The sequence below is a fragment of the Thermus albus genome, from assembly GCF_022760855.1.
Lineage (GTDB): Bacteria > Deinococcota > Deinococci > Deinococcales > Thermaceae > Thermus > Thermus albus.
In genome coordinates, this window is the sequence record NZ_JAKTNR010000001.1 from 91,149 (window position 1) to 107,897 (window position 16,749).

The window sequence follows — 16,749 nt, forward strand, 5'->3', positions numbered from 1 at the left end:
CTACCTGGCCTGGGCTTCCTCTACCCGCCAGTAAGCGGCCATCACCTTGCGCACGGCGGGAAGGGCCACCCGGCTTCCCTCGCCCCCGTTCTCAAAGAAGGCCACCACCACCAGTGGGGGATAAGGGGAGGTGGGGTCGGTGGGGCCATAGCCCATATACCAGGCGTGTTCCAGGCCTGCCCGCTTGCCTGGGGTTTCCGCGGTACCCGTTTTGCCACCAGTGGGCACGGGGAAGTTCCCAAGGACATGGCGGGCCGTACCTTGCTCCACCGTTTTTCGCAATCCGTCCTGGAGAATCCCCCAAAAACGCCCAGGTACCGGCTCAAGCTTGGGTCTAGTCTCCGCCTGACCGATGCGCTTGACCAGATGGAGGTTGGGCTTTAGCCCGGAGTTGGCGATGGTGGACAGCATGCGGGCCACCTGGGCTGGGGTGGTGAGGGTGGGCCCCTGGCCAATGGCCAAGGAGAGGGTTTCGCCGGGGTACCAGGGTTCCTTCAGGGCCTCACGCTTCCAGGCCCGGGTGGGAAGAAGGCCGGTCCGTTCAGCTACCTCCAGGCCTGTGGCCTCCCCTAGGCCCAGGAGCCTGGCCCTGGCCGCCAGGCGGTCCACCACCCCTAGGGGGTCCTGGGCCACCGCCTGGTAGTACCAGGTGTTGCAGCTCCAGGCGATGGCCTCTTTCACGGTCATAGGCCCCATGTCCCACGTGGCCCAGTTGCGGCGCACCTGGCCGCCAAAGACGATATAGGGGCTACACCGGTACGGGGTGGAGGGGCTCACGTAGCCCTCCTCCAAGAGGGCGTAGCTGGTGGCCAGCTTGAAGATGGAACCCGGGGTGTAGGGCTGGACGGCCCGGTTAAGAAGGGGAAGGTCCTTGTCGGTCAAGAGGGTGCGCACTTCGGGCGGCACCGGCCGCTTGGCGAATAGGCTTGGGTCAAAGGAGGGGGCGCTGGCCATGGCCAGGACCTCCCCTGTTTTGGGGTTCACGGCCACGATGGCCCCCTTGGGCCGGGTGGCGGGAGGAAGGCCCTTTGCTCTCCGTCCGGCGTTGATGTCGGTCAAGGCCTCTTCCAAGGCCTTTTCCGCAGCCCTTTGCAGGTCCAGATCCAGGGTCAGGACCACGTCCTGCCCCGGGCTAGGCTCCTCCAGAATGTTTTCCCTGAGGCGTTCCCCCCGGACGTTGACCTCCACCGCCTTCAGGCCGCGCTTGCCCCTGAGGTAAGGCTCGAGGGCCGCCTCGAGGCCCGCTTGGCCCACCTGCTCGTCGGGGCTGTATCCCCGTTTCACCTGCTCGGCGTTGGCCTGAAGCACATACCCGAGGACGGGCCCCGAGATAGGGTTGGGGTAGTGGCGCTCAATCCGCTCCACCAGCTTGAGGTTTTTCTGTCCGGCGGTGATCTCTGCCAGGGTGGGAAGCAGGTATTCGGGCACCCCTGCTTTCAGGACCTTGGGACCCTCTACCTTGGGAAGCTCCCGCAGGCCTAAAAGGGGTAGAAGCCTCTCCGCAAAGGCCACCTCCCCCCCTTCGTAAACCAGGTCCACCACCAGCCGGTCCTGGGCGATCACCCGGCCCTTGCGGTCCAGGATGCGGCCCCGCGGGGCGGGGATGCCCTCGGTCTTCAGGTAGTTGCCTTGGCTCCGCAGGGCGTACTTCTCATGCTGCAGAACTTGCAGGTGCCAGGCCCTTAAGGCCAGGAGGCCGAAGGCCAGGAGAAGGAAGAACATGAGGGCATAAAGCCGGCTGGTCATGGTCGTCGGGGAGGCGGCAGGAGGCGCCACGCCAGGAGGGCCAAGGGAAGGGTGAGGAGGCCCTCGAGGAGAAGGTCTAGGGGCCAAAAAGGAGGAAGCTCCAGGCGCAGCCAATAGGCCACCAGGAAGTAGCCCGCCCACTTGGCAAAAAAGGCCCAGATGAAGGAGAAGAGGATCCCAGGAGCCTCCCCCGGAGCCAGGCGGCGGCGCGCGGCATAATAGGCGTAGCTGGCGCTTAAAAGCCCTACCGCATGGAGACCCAAAAGCCCATATCCCAGGAGGTCTTGCACAAGCCCCAGGAAAAAGGCCCAGGGAAGGCCCAGGTAGTAGGGGAGAAGACGGGAGTAAGCCAGCGCCAGGACCAGGAAGAGGTCCGGAGCCATCAGCCCTTGGGGCCAAAGGGCTCCCGCGAGTCCGGCCAAAAAAAGGGTGATCAGGAGTAGGATCCCCATCATAAGGGCCTCAGTACTATGACCTCCTCTAGGAGGGAGAGTTCCACCAGGGGTTTGGCCCAGACCCGAAGCTTCAAGCCACCCTGGACGCGCTCCACACGTTCCACGCGCCCCACAGGTATGCCGTCGGGGAAGAGCCCCAAGGGAGCCCCCGTGAGGAGCAAGTCCCCAGGGGCCACCTTCACCGTGGGGGGAAACTCCGCCAGCAGATGGTCTGGAGGGACTCCCCGGGCCACCCCCCGGCCTGGAGCCTTCTCCGGCCTTACCCCCACCTGACTTTCCGGATCCAAGAGGGTGCGCACCAGGGCTCGGTTTTCGCTAACTTCCACCACCAGGCCCACAAGCCCCTCAGGGGCGGTGACGGGCATGCCCACCCGAAGTCCGTCTCGCTCCCCTAGGCCCAGGACGAGGCGGCGGTAGAGGCCGGAGAGGTCCTCCCCCACCACTGGGGCCACCGCCACCACCCCGGGGGCCTGGGTGGCCTGGACCTTGAGGGCCCGGGAAAGGCGCGCCACCTCGAGGCGAAGCCTCCGATTCTCGCTTTCCAGTTGGGACAGCCGTGCCTTTAGGGCTCGATTTTCCGCAAAGAGGTCTTGGCGGTTAAGGAGGGCGGTCAGAGCGGCCCGCAGGTTCTGCCCTAGGCGGTGGCCCAAGGCGGGAAGGGGGGCGGTGAGGGGGGAAAGGGTTAGGGCCAGGCGGGGAGCAAGGGGGCGCGTTAAGGCTGCCATGGCCAGGCCCAAGGCCAAGAGGAGGAGGAAAAGCCCCCGGCGCAGGGCCACTTCCCTCACGGCCTAAACCCCCTCTCCCAAAGAAGAGCAAAAACCCGGGCCACAGGCAGGCCCACCACCGTGTAGAAATCCCCCTCGATCCCCTCCAAAAGGGCCATTCCCAAGCCCTGGGCTCCGTAGCCCCCCGCCTTGTCCAGGCCCTCGCCGCTCTGCACGTACCAGGCGATCTCCTCTTCGGAAAGCCTGCGGAAGCGAACCTGGGTGGTGTGCACCTCCGCCACCAGGTCGCCTGGGGTACGCAGGTAGATGGCGGTGTGGACCCGGTGGGTTCTGCCGGAAAGGAGGCGGAGGAAGAGGTGGTTTTCCGCCCGATCCTTGGGTTTGCCGAGCACCCGGCCGTCCAGGTCCACCACGGTATCCGCAGCCAGTACCCACTCCCCTGGCACCTCTTCCCCCTTGCGCCGGGCCAGGGCCAGGGCCAGCTCCTTGGGGTCTAGGGGAAGGCTTTCCCCTTCCTCTTCCACCCCAGGGGGGACCACCCTTAAAGGGAAGCCCAGGGCCTCGAGGAGGGCCCTACGCCTCGGACTACCCGAGGCTAGGGTGAGCACTAAAGGGGCGTTCCTTCCTGCCATAGCCTCAAGAACTCCTGCCGGTATCGCTCGGCCAGGGAGGGGCTTTTCAGGATGAGGAGATTTTCGTTGTTTACCTGCCAGGCCCTGGCGGTGAAGTTGTAGCTTCCCGTGACCACCCAGGTGCCGTCTATCACCATTACCTTGTGGTGCAGGGTGTAAGGGTTGCCATCCTTGCGCACCGCTACCCCGGCCCGGAGGAGGTCGTCTTCCCGGCTATCCCGGAGGTTGCGGGTTTCCAGGAGGACCTGCACCCCCACCCCTCTCCTCTGGGCCTGGACCAAGGCCCTCACCACCTCCTGGTCCGTGAGGACAAAGGCCGCCACCAGAATCTCTTCCCTGGCCGCTTTTAGCCTTTCCAGGAGGGCTCCCCGCGCCAATGGACCCCCTCTTGGGCTGAAATAGGCGGTGCCCTCCAGGGAGAGGTTTTCGTCCGTAAGGGCGAAGGCCACGGGCTCTCCCAAGCCCTCCTTGTTGCCGCCAAAAAGGGCTTGGAACTCCTTGGCGTATCCCTGGGCCAGGGTGGGGGACGGAAGGAGAAGGCCATTCTCGTTGTTGCGGGCGAAGGCGTTCCAGGTCATGTTGGTGCTCCCAGTCCAGACCGCCTTGCCGTCCACCACCAGGAACTTATGGTGCATGAAGCCCTCCCGTTCGTCAAAGCAGACGGGAATGCCTGCGATCTCTTCGCAATCCAAGGATAGGGGCTTAACCCGTTGCCCCAGGGCCTCCTGGGGCACCCTGGGAGTTTCCCCCTGTTGGCCCAAGGCGGCTCCCACCAGGTAGCGGCGAAAATCGCTTCGGTAATCGCTTTCCCCGTACACCCTGATCCTTACCCCTCGCTCCTTGGCCCGCAGGAGGGCCCTGGCGATCTCCAGGTCGCGAAACTCGTAAAAGGCGCCCTCCAGGCTTTCCTTGGCCCCGGTTATGAGGGCTATGAGGCGGGCCTTGGCGGCCTCCCCCTCCTGGGGCATGAAATAGACCTCAACCCCCCCCCGTTCCGCCTGGGCGGGGGAGGAAACCGGGCCTGGGCGGAGCTCCTGGAAAAGCCAAAGGAGGAGAATGACCAGGAGGAGCACGTACCCCGGAAGCCCGGCCAGGGTGGATTTTCGCCGCCGCCTTTTAGTACCCATCCCCACTTTTCCCTTTCACCAGGGCTACCCCGCTGGAGGTGCCGAGCCGGGTGGCCCCCGCTTCCAGAAGCCTGAGGGCCATCTTCGGGTCACGGATGCCGCCTGCCGCCTTCACCTGGGCCCGGCCCTGGGCTATTCCTACCAGGAGTTCCACATCCTCGAGGCTGGCTCCCCGGGGCCCAAAGCCGGTGGAGGTCTTCAGGAAGTCGGCCCCACCCCGGATGGCGGCCTCGGCTAGGGCTTCTAAAGCCTTGGGGGTGAAGTGGCCTGTTTCCAGAATCACCTTAAGGACGGCACCCGGCACCGCTTGGCGGACGGCGCGGACTTCTTCCTCTACATAGGCGTAGTCCTGGGCCAGGGCCCGGCCTAGGTGGATCACCATGTCCACCTCTTGGGCTCCCTGGGCGAAGGCTATGGCCGCCTCGAGGGCCTTGACCTCCTTGGTTTGGTAGCCCAAGGGGAAGCCCACCACGGTTACCAAGCGAAAGGGGGCATGGGGGTAACGCTCCCGCACCAAGGGGACGTAGGACGGGGGGATACAGAGGCCGAAAAACCCGTATTCCAGGGCTTCTTCCGCCACCTTTAGGATCTCTTCGGGGGTGGCGGTGGGCTTCAGAAGGGTGTGGTCAATGTGGGCGGCCAGGTCCATACCCTGCCATCATACGCAAAGGGTGTGATAGGATGAAAAGAGGCCCCTTGGTGGGGCTTTTTTTGAGGTCAAGATGCTGGCTGTGGGAATCGTCGGTCTACCCAACGTGGGCAAATCCACCCTCTTCAACGCCCTCACCCGGGCAAGGGCTTTGGCGGCCAACTACCCCTTCGCCACCATTGACAAGAACGTGGGGGTGGTGGCCTTGGAGGACCCAAGGCTTTACGCCTTGCAGAGGGTGTTTGCCAAGGGCGAGAGGATGCCTCCCGTGATCCCCACCCATGTGGAGTTTGTGGACATCGCCGGGTTGGTGAAGGGTGCCCATAGGGGGGAAGGCCTTGGCAACCAGTTCCTGGCCCACATCCGCGAGGTGGCGGCCATCGCCCACGTGCTTCGGTGCTTTCCCGATCCCGATGTGGTGCACGTGATGGGCCGGGTGGATCCCCTGGGGGATGCCGAGGTGGTGGAAACCGAGCTCCTTTTGGCTGACCTCGCCACCTGGGAAAGGCGCCTTGAACGGCTGAGGAAGGAGGCCCGGGCCAACCGGGACCTGGCTCCCGCCCTCGAGGTGGCGGAGGCCCTTTACGCCCACCTGCAGGAGGGGAAGCCCGCCCGCACCTTCCTCGGAAACGGGCAGGAGGGGGAGGATACCGAGCTCCGCCGCCTGCTCAGGGAAACCCCTCTTCTCACCGCCAAGCCGGTGATCTATGTGGCCAATGTGGGCGAAGAGGACCTGCCCGAAGGTGAGGGTAACCCCCATGTCCGGGCGGTCCGGGAAAAGGCCATGGCCGAGGGGGCGGAAGTGGTGGTGGTCTCGGCCCGTCTGGAGGCGGAACTGGCCGAGCTTTCTCCGGAGGAGGGGCAGGAGCTTCTCGCCGCCTATGGCTTGAGGGAAAGCGGCCTGCAACGCCTGGCCCAGGCGGGGTATAGGGCGCTTGGCCTCATCACCTTCTTCACCGCCGGGGAGAAGGAGGTGCGGGCCTGGACGGTGCGCCGAGGGACCAAGGCCCCCGAGGCGGCGGGGGAGATCCACTCCGACATGGAAAAGGGCTTCATCCGGGCCGAGGTGGTTTCCTGGGACAAGCTGGTGGAGGCTGGGGGATGGGCCAGGGCCAAGGAGAGGGGGTGGGTGCGCCTCGAGGGCAAGGATTACTTGGTGCAGGATGGGGATGTCCTCTACATCCTCTTTAACGTGTGAGGGGGGTTTGACGGGAAAGGCCCTTTGCCCTACAATCTGGGTGGCTTTGCCCCTTGGGGCAAGCGCCTGAATGCTGGGGCGTCGTCTAATGGCAGGACAGCGGACTTTGGATCCGCCGGTCGTGGTTCGAGTCCACGCGCCCCAGCCATTTTTCACGTCGTTTTTGCACCCTAAGGATAAACTGGCCTGGTGGCGGTGGATTTCCCAGGCCTACTTCTATTAAGCCGCAACGAGGCCTTGCGGGCCTATGTGGACCTGGTCCTTTCGGAACAGGGCATTTCCCTACGCCACTTCGACCTGGCCCGGGAGGGAATGTTCTGGCTTGTGGAGCACACCCCTAGGTATATCCTTCTGGATCAGGACCTGGACCTGGATCCCTTCGCCGTGGCTGCCCGCATCCGGCACGTGCGTAGGCTTAAGGAGATTCCCTTGGCGGTGCTCATAGAGCCCAGCGAGAAGCTCAGGACCACCGCTGAAGTGGTCCGGGTAACGGCCATAGAAAAGCCCCTTAACCGGGATAGGCTCTTCCGCTTTTTGGGCTTAGGTCCAGCTAAGTCCGTGTAAACTGGAGGCCGTGCGGGTGTTCCGCTTCCTTATCTTCTCTTTGTCTGGCCTTCTTGTGGGGGCGGTCCTAGCGTTAGGCTATCTGGCCTATGCCTACACCCGGGATCTTCCAGATCTCTCCCAGTTTGACCGGCTTCGCCTGACCGCCACCTCCACCCTCTATGCCCGGGATGGTACGCCCTTGGCCCAGATCGCCAGCGTGGAGGAAGGGCGGGCCATTCGCCGCAGTCTGGTGCGGCTTGCTGAGGTATCCCCGGCGGCGGTGGCGGCCATCGTTTTCTCGGAGGACCGCCGCTACTTCCAGCATTACGGCGTGGATCCGGTCCGCCTTTTGGGGGCGCTTTATGCCATCCTCCGGGGCGATCTCCAAGGCGGAAGCACCATTACCACGCAGGTCATCAAGAACACCCTCCTCAAGGAGTTGGCCCAGGCTCGCTCCCTGGAGCGTAAGTTCAAGGAATGGGCCTTGGCCTTGGAGCTGGAGAGGCGCTACACCAAGGAGGAGATCCTGGAGATGTACTTGAATGTGGTGCCCTGGGGTGGCAATGCCGTGGGCATCAAGGGGGCAGCGGAAGCGTATTTTGGTAAGGATCCCGCGGCCCTTACCCTGGCGGAAGGGCTTTACCTCGCCTCCTTGATCCCGGCTCCCAACGCCCGCTATCAGGACTTTAAAGGGGTGCGGCAGAGGATGCGCCTGCTTTTGGACCAGATGGTGGCCGAGGGCTGGATAAGCCCGGAAGTGGCCAAGGCCGCCTGGTGGGAACCCCTTGCTCCCAAGGGCTGGGAGGTGCGCTACGACGGCGAAGGGAACCTCTTGGAGGCGAGGCTTGTGGATCCTGAGGCCCGTATCCTGCGGCAACTGGACTACCGCATGGCCCCGCATTTCGTCCTGGAGGTGCGCCGGTTCCTCGAGGCCCGTTTCGGGAAGGAAAAGGTCTACAGCGAGGGGGGGCTGAAGGTGTACACCACCTTGGACCCAGCCATGCAACGGGCGGCGGAGGCTGCCGCCAAGGGGGCCAGGTTGCCGGAGGGGGCGGAGCTGGCCATCGTGGGACTGGACCCCGAAACGGGGGAGGTTCTGGCCCTGGTAGGGGGAGTGCGGCGGGAAGGGGACGAGTACAACCGGGCCACCCGGGCCCTGCGCAACCCAGGGAGTGCGGTGAAACCCTTTGTCTACGCCACCGCCTTTGAAGAGGGTTGGACCCAGGCCAGCTTGGTTCCCGACCGCCCCCTGGAGTTTCCCGACCCCAGCCAGAAGGGAGGGGTATGGCGGCCCAAGAACTTCTCCGGTACCTTCCTTAACCGGGAGGTTACGGTGCGCTATGCCCTGGACCTCTCCCTCAACCTGCCCGCCATCTATACCGCCCAGGCCATTGGGGTGGAGAAGGTGGCCAGGAAGCTTTCCCAGGCGGGGTTTGCCGTCAAGTACCCCACCCTGGCCATAGCCATCGGGGGCGCCTCCATCACCCCGGTGGACCTGGCCGCGGCCTACGCCGCCTTCGCCAACGGAGGGTATCGGGTGACCCCAATCTACGTGAAGCGGGTGGAGGACGCCCAGGGGCAGGTGCTTTACCAAGCCTTTCCGGAGCGGCGCCGCCTTTTTGACCCCCAGGTGGCCTACCAAGGGTGGGACCTCTTGAAGGGATACGTTTACGACCTGGGAGAGAAGGGCCTGGCCAAGGGGGCCCGTATCCCCGGCCGGGTGGTGGGGGGGAAGACGGGGACCACCAACGAGGCCCGCGACCTCTGGTTTGCTGGGGTGACCCGGGGGCTTTCTGCGGTGGTCTGGGTGGGCCGCGACGATAACAAGCCCCTGCGCATGGGGGGGAGGGAGCCTTCCAGCTCCGTGGTCAACCCCCCCATTTGGCGGGAGTTTGTGGCTGCGGCCTTGAGGGGACGTCCAGGAGGGGATTTCCCCCCACCAGCGGGCCTGGTGCAGGTAGAGGTGGACCTACTTTCGGGCCAGCCCTCCCCGCAGGGGGTGAAGGCCTGGTTTCCTGAGGGGAAGGTGCCCGTGCCGGTCCTAACGCCTTCCTTGCGGGAAGGGGAGGAACGTTCCCAGGGCGCTTCCCCAGCACCTTCTGTCCCGGCTGGGGTGAGCCCTGCGGACCACCCCCCGGATTCCCACCCCCCGGATTCTAGCCAGGAAGGTTTTCCTGCCTTTCCACCCGGGCAGTGAGGATCTCGAGGAGGAAGCCGTGCTGGAACGTGTTCGCATCGTCTTGGTAGAACCCCAGGAGCCCATGAACGTGGGGGCCGTGGCCCGGGCCATGCGCAACTTTGGCCTTTCTCGCCTCTACTTGGTGAACCCAGGCCCCCGGGTAGGCCCTCCTTGGGCCCGGGAGGCCTACTGGCTGGCGGTGCATGCCGAGGAGGTGCTGGACCGGGCGGTGGCGGTGGAAAGCCTTAGGGAGGCCCTCGAGGGGGTGAGTTTTGTGGTGGCCACCACGGGAAGGCCCCGGGAACTGTACCCGGCCCCGGTGGTAACGGCTAAGGAGGTGCCCGTTCACGTGCTCTCTGTGGAGGGGGAGGTGGCCTTGGTCTTCGGTCGGGAAACCTTTGGCCTCACCAACGAGGAGTTGGACCTGGCTCACCTCATCGGCACCATCCCCACCGCCCCCGAGCAACCTTCCCTGAATCTGGCCCAAGCGGTGGTGGTCTTCGCCTACGAGCTTTACCAGGCCTGGGTGCAGGAGGGCGCTTTGGCCTTCAAGGAGGAGCTGGCGGACCTGACGGCCCTGGAGGGATTTTTTGCGGACCTGGGGCGGTATGTGCTGGAAATCGGCTTCACCGACCAGCACCGCCACCCTTACGCCATGCGGCGCTTGCGCCGCATCTTTCACAAGGCCCGGCTTTCCCCAGGCGAGGTGCAACTTCTTAGGGGGCTTCTGCACCAAAGCCGGTATGCGGTAGCCTCCTCCCGGAAAAAGGAGGGTACGAAGGAAAAGGATGGCTAGCCACAGCCTCTACCGATTGGTGCGCTTGGCCCAGCGGCTTTTGCCGCCCCTGATCGCCGCGGTGGTGGTGGCCTTTGAGCTGGCCCTTTTGCCCTACCGGCACGTGGATAGCCTCTTGTGGTTACGGCTAGGCTTCTACGGCCTGGTGGGCCCCTTGGTCACCTATGCGGTGCTGGAGTGGATTGCCCAGGAAACCCTGGAGAAGGTGCGGGCGGAAAGGGCCTTGGAGGAGGCAAACCGCCGCCTTTTAGCGGCGGGGAGGGTGTTTCGGGAGGCTTTGGAGAGCGAGAACCTGGAGGAAGCGGTCTCCCGGATCGCCCAGGCTTTGGGGGAAACGCTGGGGTATCCCGTGGCCCTCGAGGCCGAGGGGGTCCATGCTGGAGAGGAATGCGGTGGGGTACGGGTGGAGCTTCCGGGTTTAAGGGGATACCTGGAGGCCTGCCCTCCGGAGCCGGAAAGGGTGTTTTTGGAGGTGCTGGCCCATGAGGTGGCGGGGGCCCTGCAATCGGTGGTGGCCCGTAGCCGGGACCGCCTCACCCTCTTTGAGGTGGACCAGGCCCTTAAGGCCGAGGCCAACCTGGACCGGCTCCTGGAGGGCCTTTTGGGGCGCATCCAGGCTTGGGCTGAGGCGGAGGGGGGTGGGGTTCTCCTTCTGGATGAGGAAGGCTTCCTGGTGCCCCGGGTGGTGCGGGGGCTAGCCCTGCCCCCCCATCCCTTCCTCCCGGATGGGGTTTGGAGGGGAAGCCTCGAGGGCCCGGTGTTTGTGGACGACGGCATCCTGGCCCTGCCCCTGAAGGCGCGGGAAACGGTGGGGGTCTTGGTGTTGAAGGGCAAGGACCTCTCCCGGCGTATCCCTTTCCTTTCCTTCCTGGCCTCCCAGGTGGCCTTGGCGGTGCGCAACGCCCAGGCTTACCTGCGGGCTGAGGAACTGGCCATCAACGAGGAGCGCACCCGCATCGCTCGGGAGATCCACGATGGTATTGCCCAAAGCCTGGCCTTCATGGCCTTAAAGCTGGACTTGGCGGAGAGGCTTTTGCCTAAGGACCAGGAAGCGGCCCTGAAGGCTTTGCACGAGGTGAAGGAAACCCTCAGGGCCCAGATCCGGGAGGTGCGGAGAAGCATCTTCGCCCTAAGACCTATAGACCTGGAGCGGTACGGCTTCCTGGAGTCGGTGCGCCGCTACGCTCAGGCCTTTGCGGAGCAGGCGGGGTTTCGCGTGCAGCTTTCCTTGCCAGAGGGGGTGGGGCTTTCCCAGGCGAGCGAGCTGGTCCTTTTCCGGGTTCTCCAAGAGGCCCTCACCAACGCCGCTAAGCACGGCAAGCCCAACCGGGTGGAGGTGGAACTTCTTCCCTTGGGAGAGCGGGGGGCCAGGCTGGTGGTGCGGGACAACGGGAAAGGCTTCCAAAACCCAGAGAGCCGAGGGCTTGGTGGTTTTGGCCTCACCCAGATGCGCGAAAGGGTGGAGGCGCGGGGCGGGCGTTTCCTGGTGCGTTCGGAGCCGGGAAAGGGCACGGAGGTGGTGGCGGAGGTTCCCTACTGAGGCCCCATTTATCATGGGAGGCATGGACCGCATACGGGTGCTCTTTGTCTGCCTGGGGAATATCTGCCGAAGCCCCATGGCGGAGGGGGCTTTCCGCAAGCTCATCCGGGAGCGGGGCCTCGAGGCCCGGTTTGAGGTGGACTCCGCAGGGACGGGAGCCTGGCACGCGGGGGAGCCCATGGATCCCCGTGCACGCCGGGTACTGGAGCGGGAAGGGGCCTACTTCCCCCATGTGGCCCGGCAGATGACCCGGGAGGATGCCCAGCGCTACGACCACATCCTGGTGATGGACCGGGAGAACCTGGCCGAGGTCTTGAGGCGGTTCCCCGAGGCCAGGGGGAAGGTGCGCCTCCTCCTGGACCACCTGGGCGGGGGAGAGGTGCCCGACCCCTACTACGGGGACCTGCAGGACTGCCTCGAGGCCTACTGGACCATTGAGGCGGGCGTCCGGGCCTTTCTTGACCATTTGTTGGAGAGGGATGGATCCCAGGGAACTTCTGCGTCGGGCGGGGCTTGAGGCCAAGGGTCCGCCTCAGCCTCTGTATGGCGGGGATATTTCCCGGGTATATCGCTTGGAAGCCTATGTGGTGAAGCTTTCCCCCAACCCTCCTCCCGGCCTCTTTCCCGCGGAGGCCCGGGGGCTTAAGGCTTTGGCCGAGCGGGGGGTGCGGGTGCCGCGGGTCTTCTTCGCGGCGGAGGAGGGGTTGGTCCTGGAATATTTACCGGAGGGTCCTGCTGATTGGGAGGGACTGGCCCGCATGCTGGCGGGGCTGCACCGGCAGCGCGAAGCCTTCTACTGGGCCGAAGCGGGATTCTTGGGCACCTTTCCCTTGCCCGGTGGGGAGGGAAAGGAGTGGACGGAGTTCTTCTTCCTGCGGTGCGTAGAGCCTCTCCTGAAGGCCACCTGGGATCGCCTGGAGGGCCTGGGTCCGAGGGTGAAAGCCCTCTTCCAGGAGCCCCTGCCCACGGAGGGGCCTGCTCCCCTTCACGGGGATCTTTGGCACGGCAACGTCCACTTCACCCCGGGGGGGCCCGCCCTTCTGGACCCCTCCTTCTTCGTGGGGGAGCGGGGAGTGGACCTGGCCATGATGCGCCTTTTTGGAGGCTTTCCTCAGGACTTCTGGAGGGCGTACCAGGTCCTTTATCCCATACCGGAAGAGGTGGAAAGGGCCCTGCCCCGGTACCAGGTCTACTACCTCCTGGCCCATGTGCACTTCTTTGGCAAGGGGTACCTCGGTGCCTTATGGAAGGCGATTTCCGCCTCTTAGGTCCCATTGACTGGTTGCAGCTCCTCGCCCAGGGGGGAAGGACGGGGGTTTTCGTGGTGGAGGCTCAGGGGGGAAGGGGAGAGGTGTACCTGGAGCGGGGCCGGCCGGTCCATGCGGTGTTTGGGGAAAGGGTGGGGCGGGAGGCCTTGTTGGAGGTGCTGGCGTTGAAGGAGGGTCGGTTTCAGTTCCAGCGTGCCGTGCGCCCACCCTTGAGCTCCTTGGAAGGGCCCCTCGAGGTCCATCTCCTGCAGGCCATTCGCCTTTTGGATGAGCGGGTGGAGGTGGGCCCTTTTGACCTAGTGCAGCCTGGTTCCCGGGCCCAGGCGGTCCAGGGTACCCTGGACCCCGTGGAGCTTTCCCTGCTTTTGGCCCTGGAAAGCGGCCAAAGCCCCTTGGATCTGGCTTCCCGGCTGGCTCTTCCCCTGGGGGAGGTCCTGAGGCGCCTGGGCCACCTGGCCCGGTTGCGCCTGGTGGAGGTGTTCCCCCGGGTGCCCCGCACCGCCCGGCTTCGGGTAGCCCTGGGACGCCAAGGGGCGCAGGTGGACGCCTTGCTCCTTTCCGCTTGGCGGGAGCATTACGGCCTCTTCCAGCAGGTGCGGGTAAAGGCCTATAAGGAGGTTCTCCTATCCGTGGAGGGCGTGGGGGGGCTGGGGGTGGAGATCCGGCTTGCGCCCGAGCTTCTCCTCTTCCACGGGTTCAAGGTGGGGGAAGAGGTCCTGGTGTGGCCGGAGGTTTGAGGCGTGGTATCCTTCCCCCATGGCGGAAGCTGTGGTGGCTCTGGAGTCGGCTCTCCTCACCCACGGGTTACCCTACCCCTTGAACCTCCACACCGCTAAAGCCCTGGAGGAGGCGGTGCGCTCCGAAGGGGCCATGCCCAAAACCATTGGCATCGTAAGGGGCGAGGTACGTGTGGGCCTTTCCCGGGAGGAGATGGAGGCCTTGGCCCAGGGGGGCGCGGAGAAGGCCAGCCTCTGGAACCTTCCTGCCCTTCTGGTCCAGGGAAAGAGCGCCGGGACCACGGTGGCGGCCACGGTCCACCTGGCCCACCGCCATGGGATAGAGGTCTTTGCCACCGGAGGGATCGGCGGGGTGCATCCCGAGCCCTTTGACGAAAGCGCCGATCTTCTGGCCCTTGCCCGTACTCCCATCCTGGTGGTCTCTTCGGGGCCCAAGGCCATCCTGGACCTGAGGGCCACCCTGGAGCGCCTGGAAACCCTGGGGGTTTCCGTGGTGGGTTACCGCACGGACCGGCTACCGGCCTTTTTTTCTCCGGACTCCCCCTTCCCCGTGCCCTCCCGGGTGGAAACCCCCCTCGAGGCCGCCCGGATCCTCCGCAAGTCCCGGGAGCTGGGCCTGGGGGCGGTCCTCCTGGTAAACCCCGTTTCCCAGGGCCTGCCCTACGAGGAGGTGGCCCTTTGGGTGGAGGAGGCCAACCACCAGGCGGCCCGGGAAGGGATCTTCGGTAAGGCCCTTACCCCCTACCTGCTGAGGCGTCTCTCTGAGCTTTCCCATGGGGAAACCGACCGGATCAACGAAAGGCTTCTCGTGGAAAACGCCCGCCTGGCGGCCAGGGTGGCCTTGGCCCTAGCCGCGCTAGAATAGCCTTGTGTGCGAACTGGGGGAAAGGCTTCGCCGGGCCCGGGAGGAAAAGGGGCTTTCCCTGAAGGAGGCGGCGGCGCGGCTGGCCTTGAAGGCTAAGGTATTGGAGGCCCTCGAGGCGTGCCGCTTTGAGGACCTCCCCGAACCCGCCTTGGCCCGGGGCTACCTCCGGCGTTATGCCCTCCTTTTGGGGCTGGACCCCGAGCCCCTCCTGGCCCTCTATCCCGTAACCCCGGGCCCTCCGCCCCCACCCCCGCCGGCTTCCCGGCGCCCTTGGCCCTGGCCTCTTCTCTTGGCCTTGGCCCTCTTGGGGGTTTTAGGGTACGGGGCCTACCTGGTCCTGCGCCCCACGCCGGTACAAACGGTAAGCCTGCCGCCCGAGCCGCCTCCAAAATCCCCGGAACGTTTTAGCCTCGAGGTGGCCAGCGAACCCCCAGGGGCCCGGGTGTACCTGGATGGATTCTACCTAGGGCAGACTCCCTTGAAGAGCCCCCCCCTGGAAGGAGGCCGGCGGGTGATCCGGCTGGAAATGCCCGGGTATGAGCCCTTTCAGGAGGAGGTGGTACTGGACCGTGACCGCGCCCTACGCTACCGCCTTTCCCCCAAGCCCCAGGAGCCTCAGGCTGTCCCGGCTCCCTCGCCTTCTCCGGCACCTTCCGGGAGGCTGGTCCTTCGCCTGGAGGGCCGGAGCTGGCTTAGGGTCACCCAGGGAGATCAGCGGCTTTACGAGGGCATTCCCGAGGTGGGGGCGGAGCTCAGCTTTGACCTGCCGGTGGAGGTGCGCTCGGGGAACCCTGGGGCGGTGCGGGTTTTTCTGGACGGCAAGGACCTGGGCCCTTTGGGGGAGCCGGGAAAGCCCCTCACCCGTCGCTTTGAAGCCCCTTGATGCCCCTGCTCGCAGGGAGGCTGGAAGGGGGCTATACTGGTGCGTTGGAGCCCCGAAGAGACCCCTTCGGGCTGGGCGGGCTCCTGGAGGTCTATGGCGAAGATCGGCTTTGTGAGCCTGGGCTGCCCCAAGGCCCTGGTGGACTCGGAACAGATCCTTTCCCGGCTGAAAGCCTTGGGTTACGAAACCAGCGCCACCTACGAGGAGGCGGAGCTGGTGGTGGTGAACACCTGTGGCTTCATCACCCCAGCCATAGAGGAGAGCCTCGAGGCCATTGGGGAGGCCTTGCGGGAAAACGGCAAGGTGGTGGTGACGGGGTGCCTGGGGGCCCGGCCTGAGGTGATCCGAAAGAGGCACCCCCAGGTGCTGGAAATCACCGGTCCGGGGGAGGTGGAGCGGGTTTTGGAGGTGGTGCAGGAGGTGTTGCCGGCGTCCCGCAACCCCCTCTTGGACCTGGTCCCGCCCCAGGTGAAGCTCACGCCCCGGCATTACGCCTACCTGAAGCTTTCCGAGGGGTGCGACCACCGCTGTAGCTTCTGCATTATCCCCAAACTCAGGGGGTCGTTGCGCTCCCGCGACGCCGGGGAGGTGTTGGCGGAGGCCGCCCGGTTGGTGGCCACCGGAACCCGGGAGCTCCTCCTCATCGCTCAGGACCTCTCCGCCTATGGGGTGGACATCGGCCACCGGGAAGGCTTCTGGGGCGATCGCCTGGTGAAGGCCGAACTTAAAGACCTCTTGACCCAGATGTCGGAGCTCGGGGCCTGGATCCGCCTGCACTACGTCTACCCCTACCCCCATGTCCGGAACCTCCTTCCGCTTATGGCCGAGGGCAAGGTGCTCCCCTATCTGGATGTTCCCCTGCAGCACGCTTCCGAAAGGATACTTCGCCTCATGCGCCGCCCCGGGGGGTACGAGAGCCATCTTCAGACCTTGAGGGCCTGGCGGGAGGTGGTGCCGGAGCTGGCCATCCGGTCCACCTTCATCGTGGGCTTTCCCGGGGAGACGGAGGAGGACTTCCAAAAGCTTCTGGACTTCCTGGAGGCGGCGGAGCTGGACCGGGTGGGGGTCTTCACCTACTCCCCGGTGGAGGGCGCCGAGGCCAACACCTTGCCCAACCCTGTGCCCGAGGAGGTGAAGGAGGAAAGGAAGGCGCGCCTTTTGGAGCTCCAGGCCCGGATCAGCCTGAGGAAGAACCAAGGCTTCGTGGGCCAGACCCTCGAGGTCCTGGTGGACGAGCTTCCGGAGCCGGGCTTGGCCGTGGGCCGGAGCTACCGGGACTCCCCGGGTATTGACGGGTTGGTCTACGCGGAAACGGACGGCACGGCCCGGGTGGGGGAGAGGATCCAGGTTCGGATCACCCGGGCCGAGACCTACGACCTTTACGGGATCCAGGTTTAGGATAG

At 65.3% G+C, this 16,749-nt stretch carries 17 protein-coding genes and 1 tRNA gene; 12 read left to right on the forward strand and 6 right to left on the reverse strand.

The window, feature by feature from the left end; all coding sequences use genetic code 11:
* From L0D18_RS00475 to deoC, 6 genes are read right to left on the reverse strand one after another with little or no spacing between them, the layout of a single operon-like run.
* Complete coding sequence (locus L0D18_RS00475; RefSeq protein ID WP_243026706.1) at positions 1 to 1,746, reverse strand: penicillin-binding transpeptidase domain-containing protein; 1,746 nt, start codon at positions 1,744 to 1,746, stop codon at positions 1 to 3.
* Positions 1,743 to 2,201, reverse strand: coding sequence for a rod shape-determining protein MreD (gene mreD / locus L0D18_RS00480; protein ID WP_243026707.1), 459 nt, complete (start codon positions 2,199 to 2,201; stop codon positions 1,743 to 1,745). The genes L0D18_RS00475 and mreD overlap by 4 nt, the downstream gene beginning before the upstream one ends.
* The gene (gene mreC / locus L0D18_RS00485; RefSeq protein ID WP_243026708.1) at positions 2,198 to 2,986 is read right to left on the reverse strand and encodes a rod shape-determining protein MreC; all 789 of its coding nucleotides are present in this window, start codon (positions 2,984 to 2,986) and stop codon (positions 2,198 to 2,200) included. The genes mreD and mreC overlap by 4 nt, the downstream gene beginning before the upstream one ends.
* Positions 2,983 to 3,558, reverse strand: coding sequence for a Maf family protein (locus L0D18_RS00490; protein WP_243026709.1), 576 nt, complete (start codon positions 3,556 to 3,558; stop codon positions 2,983 to 2,985). The genes mreC and L0D18_RS00490 overlap by 4 nt, the downstream gene beginning before the upstream one ends.
* Positions 3,534 to 4,685: a phospholipase D-like domain-containing protein gene (locus L0D18_RS00495; RefSeq protein ID WP_243026710.1), complete on the reverse strand. Its 1,152-nt coding sequence runs from the start codon at positions 4,683 to 4,685 to the stop codon at positions 3,534 to 3,536. The genes L0D18_RS00490 and L0D18_RS00495 overlap by 25 nt, the downstream gene beginning before the upstream one ends.
* Entirely contained in the window at positions 4,675 to 5,334 is a 660-nt protein-coding gene (gene deoC / locus L0D18_RS00500) for a deoxyribose-phosphate aldolase (RefSeq protein ID WP_243026711.1), read from the reverse strand. Before deoC ends, L0D18_RS00495 begins: the two co-directional genes overlap by 11 nt.
* Positions 5,335 to 5,407: 73 nt before the next feature.
* On the opposite strand from deoC, the gene ychF reads away from it, so the two are divergent.
* The 12 genes from ychF (at position 5,408) to rimO (ending at position 16,744) form a co-directional block, all read left to right on the forward strand.
* The gene (ychF, locus tag L0D18_RS00505; RefSeq protein ID WP_243026712.1) at positions 5,408 to 6,532 is read left to right on the forward strand and encodes a redox-regulated ATPase YchF; all 1,125 of its coding nucleotides are present in this window, start codon (positions 5,408 to 5,410) and stop codon (positions 6,530 to 6,532) included.
* Between the two features lie 74 nt (positions 6,533 to 6,606).
* Positions 6,607 to 6,680, forward strand: a tRNA-Gln gene (locus L0D18_RS00510).
* A 41-nt stretch (positions 6,681 to 6,721) separates the two neighbouring features.
* Positions 6,722 to 7,096 (forward strand): response regulator, encoded by a 375-nt coding sequence (locus tag L0D18_RS00515; RefSeq protein WP_243026713.1) that lies wholly within the window; start codon positions 6,722 to 6,724, stop codon positions 7,094 to 7,096.
* Between the two features lie 10 nt (positions 7,097 to 7,106).
* Positions 7,107 to 9,275 (forward strand): transglycosylase domain-containing protein, encoded by a 2,169-nt coding sequence (locus L0D18_RS00520; protein ID WP_243026714.1) that lies wholly within the window; start codon positions 7,107 to 7,109, stop codon positions 9,273 to 9,275.
* Positions 9,276 to 9,297: 22 nt separating this feature from the next.
* The gene (locus tag L0D18_RS00525; RefSeq protein ID WP_243027026.1) at positions 9,298 to 10,053 is read left to right on the forward strand and encodes an RNA methyltransferase; all 756 of its coding nucleotides are present in this window, start codon (positions 9,298 to 9,300) and stop codon (positions 10,051 to 10,053) included.
* Complete coding sequence (locus L0D18_RS00530) at positions 10,046 to 11,593, forward strand: sensor histidine kinase (RefSeq protein WP_243026715.1); 1,548 nt, start codon at positions 10,046 to 10,048, stop codon at positions 11,591 to 11,593. The genes L0D18_RS00525 and L0D18_RS00530 overlap by 8 nt, the downstream gene beginning before the upstream one ends.
* A gap of 13 nt (positions 11,594 to 11,606) precedes the next feature.
* Positions 11,607 to 12,110: a low molecular weight protein-tyrosine-phosphatase gene (locus L0D18_RS00535; RefSeq protein WP_243026716.1), complete on the forward strand. Its 504-nt coding sequence runs from the start codon at positions 11,607 to 11,609 to the stop codon at positions 12,108 to 12,110.
* Positions 12,073 to 12,861 (forward strand): fructosamine kinase family protein, encoded by a 789-nt coding sequence (locus tag L0D18_RS00540; protein WP_243026717.1) that lies wholly within the window; start codon positions 12,073 to 12,075, stop codon positions 12,859 to 12,861. Before L0D18_RS00535 ends, L0D18_RS00540 begins: the two co-directional genes overlap by 38 nt.
* Complete coding sequence (locus L0D18_RS00545) at positions 12,837 to 13,598, forward strand: DUF4388 domain-containing protein (protein WP_243026718.1); 762 nt, start codon at positions 12,837 to 12,839, stop codon at positions 13,596 to 13,598. The genes L0D18_RS00540 and L0D18_RS00545 overlap by 25 nt, the downstream gene beginning before the upstream one ends.
* Positions 13,599 to 13,617: 19 nt before the next feature.
* The gene (locus L0D18_RS00550; RefSeq protein ID WP_243026719.1) at positions 13,618 to 14,463 is read left to right on the forward strand and encodes a pseudouridine-5'-phosphate glycosidase; all 846 of its coding nucleotides are present in this window, start codon (positions 13,618 to 13,620) and stop codon (positions 14,461 to 14,463) included.
* Positions 14,464 to 14,467: 4 nt separating this feature from the next.
* Positions 14,468 to 15,346 (forward strand): RodZ domain-containing protein, encoded by an 879-nt coding sequence (locus tag L0D18_RS00555; protein ID WP_243026720.1) that lies wholly within the window; start codon positions 14,468 to 14,470, stop codon positions 15,344 to 15,346.
* A 93-nt stretch (positions 15,347 to 15,439) separates the two neighbouring features.
* Complete coding sequence (rimO, locus tag L0D18_RS00560; RefSeq protein ID WP_243026721.1) at positions 15,440 to 16,744, forward strand: 30S ribosomal protein S12 methylthiotransferase RimO; 1,305 nt, start codon at positions 15,440 to 15,442, stop codon at positions 16,742 to 16,744.
* Positions 16,745 to 16,749 lie beyond the last annotated feature (5 nt).

Excerpts from the sequence above, each read along its gene's own strand:
- deoC (WP_243026711.1), bottom strand. The coding sequence starts at position 5,334 with ATGGACCTGGCCGCCCACATTGACCACACCCTTCTGAAGCCCACCGCC.
- L0D18_RS00490 (WP_243026709.1), bottom strand. The coding sequence starts at position 3,558 with ATGGCAGGAAGGAACGCCCCTTTAGTGCTCACCCTAGCCTCGGGTAGT.
- L0D18_RS00550 (WP_243026719.1), top strand. The coding sequence starts at position 13,618 with ATGGCGGAAGCTGTGGTGGCTCTGGAGTCGGCTCTCCTCACCCACGGG.
- L0D18_RS00475 (WP_243026706.1), bottom strand. The coding sequence starts at position 1,746 with ATGACCAGCCGGCTTTATGCCCTCATGTTCTTCCTTCTCCTGGCCTTC.
- rimO (WP_243026721.1), top strand. The coding sequence starts at position 15,440 with ATGGCGAAGATCGGCTTTGTGAGCCTGGGCTGCCCCAAGGCCCTGGTG.
- L0D18_RS00535 (WP_243026716.1), top strand. The coding sequence starts at position 11,607 with ATGGGAGGCATGGACCGCATACGGGTGCTCTTTGTCTGCCTGGGGAAT.
- L0D18_RS00545 (WP_243026718.1), top strand. The coding sequence starts at position 12,837 with ATGGAAGGCGATTTCCGCCTCTTAGGTCCCATTGACTGGTTGCAGCTC.
- L0D18_RS00530 (WP_243026715.1), top strand. The coding sequence starts at position 10,046 with ATGGCTAGCCACAGCCTCTACCGATTGGTGCGCTTGGCCCAGCGGCTT.
- L0D18_RS00495 (WP_243026710.1), bottom strand. The coding sequence starts at position 4,685 with ATGGGTACTAAAAGGCGGCGGCGAAAATCCACCCTGGCCGGGCTTCCG.
- mreD (WP_243026707.1), bottom strand. The coding sequence starts at position 2,201 with ATGATGGGGATCCTACTCCTGATCACCCTTTTTTTGGCCGGACTCGCG.
- L0D18_RS00540 (WP_243026717.1), top strand. The coding sequence starts at position 12,073 with ATGGATCCCAGGGAACTTCTGCGTCGGGCGGGGCTTGAGGCCAAGGGT.
- ychF (WP_243026712.1), top strand. The coding sequence starts at position 5,408 with ATGCTGGCTGTGGGAATCGTCGGTCTACCCAACGTGGGCAAATCCACC.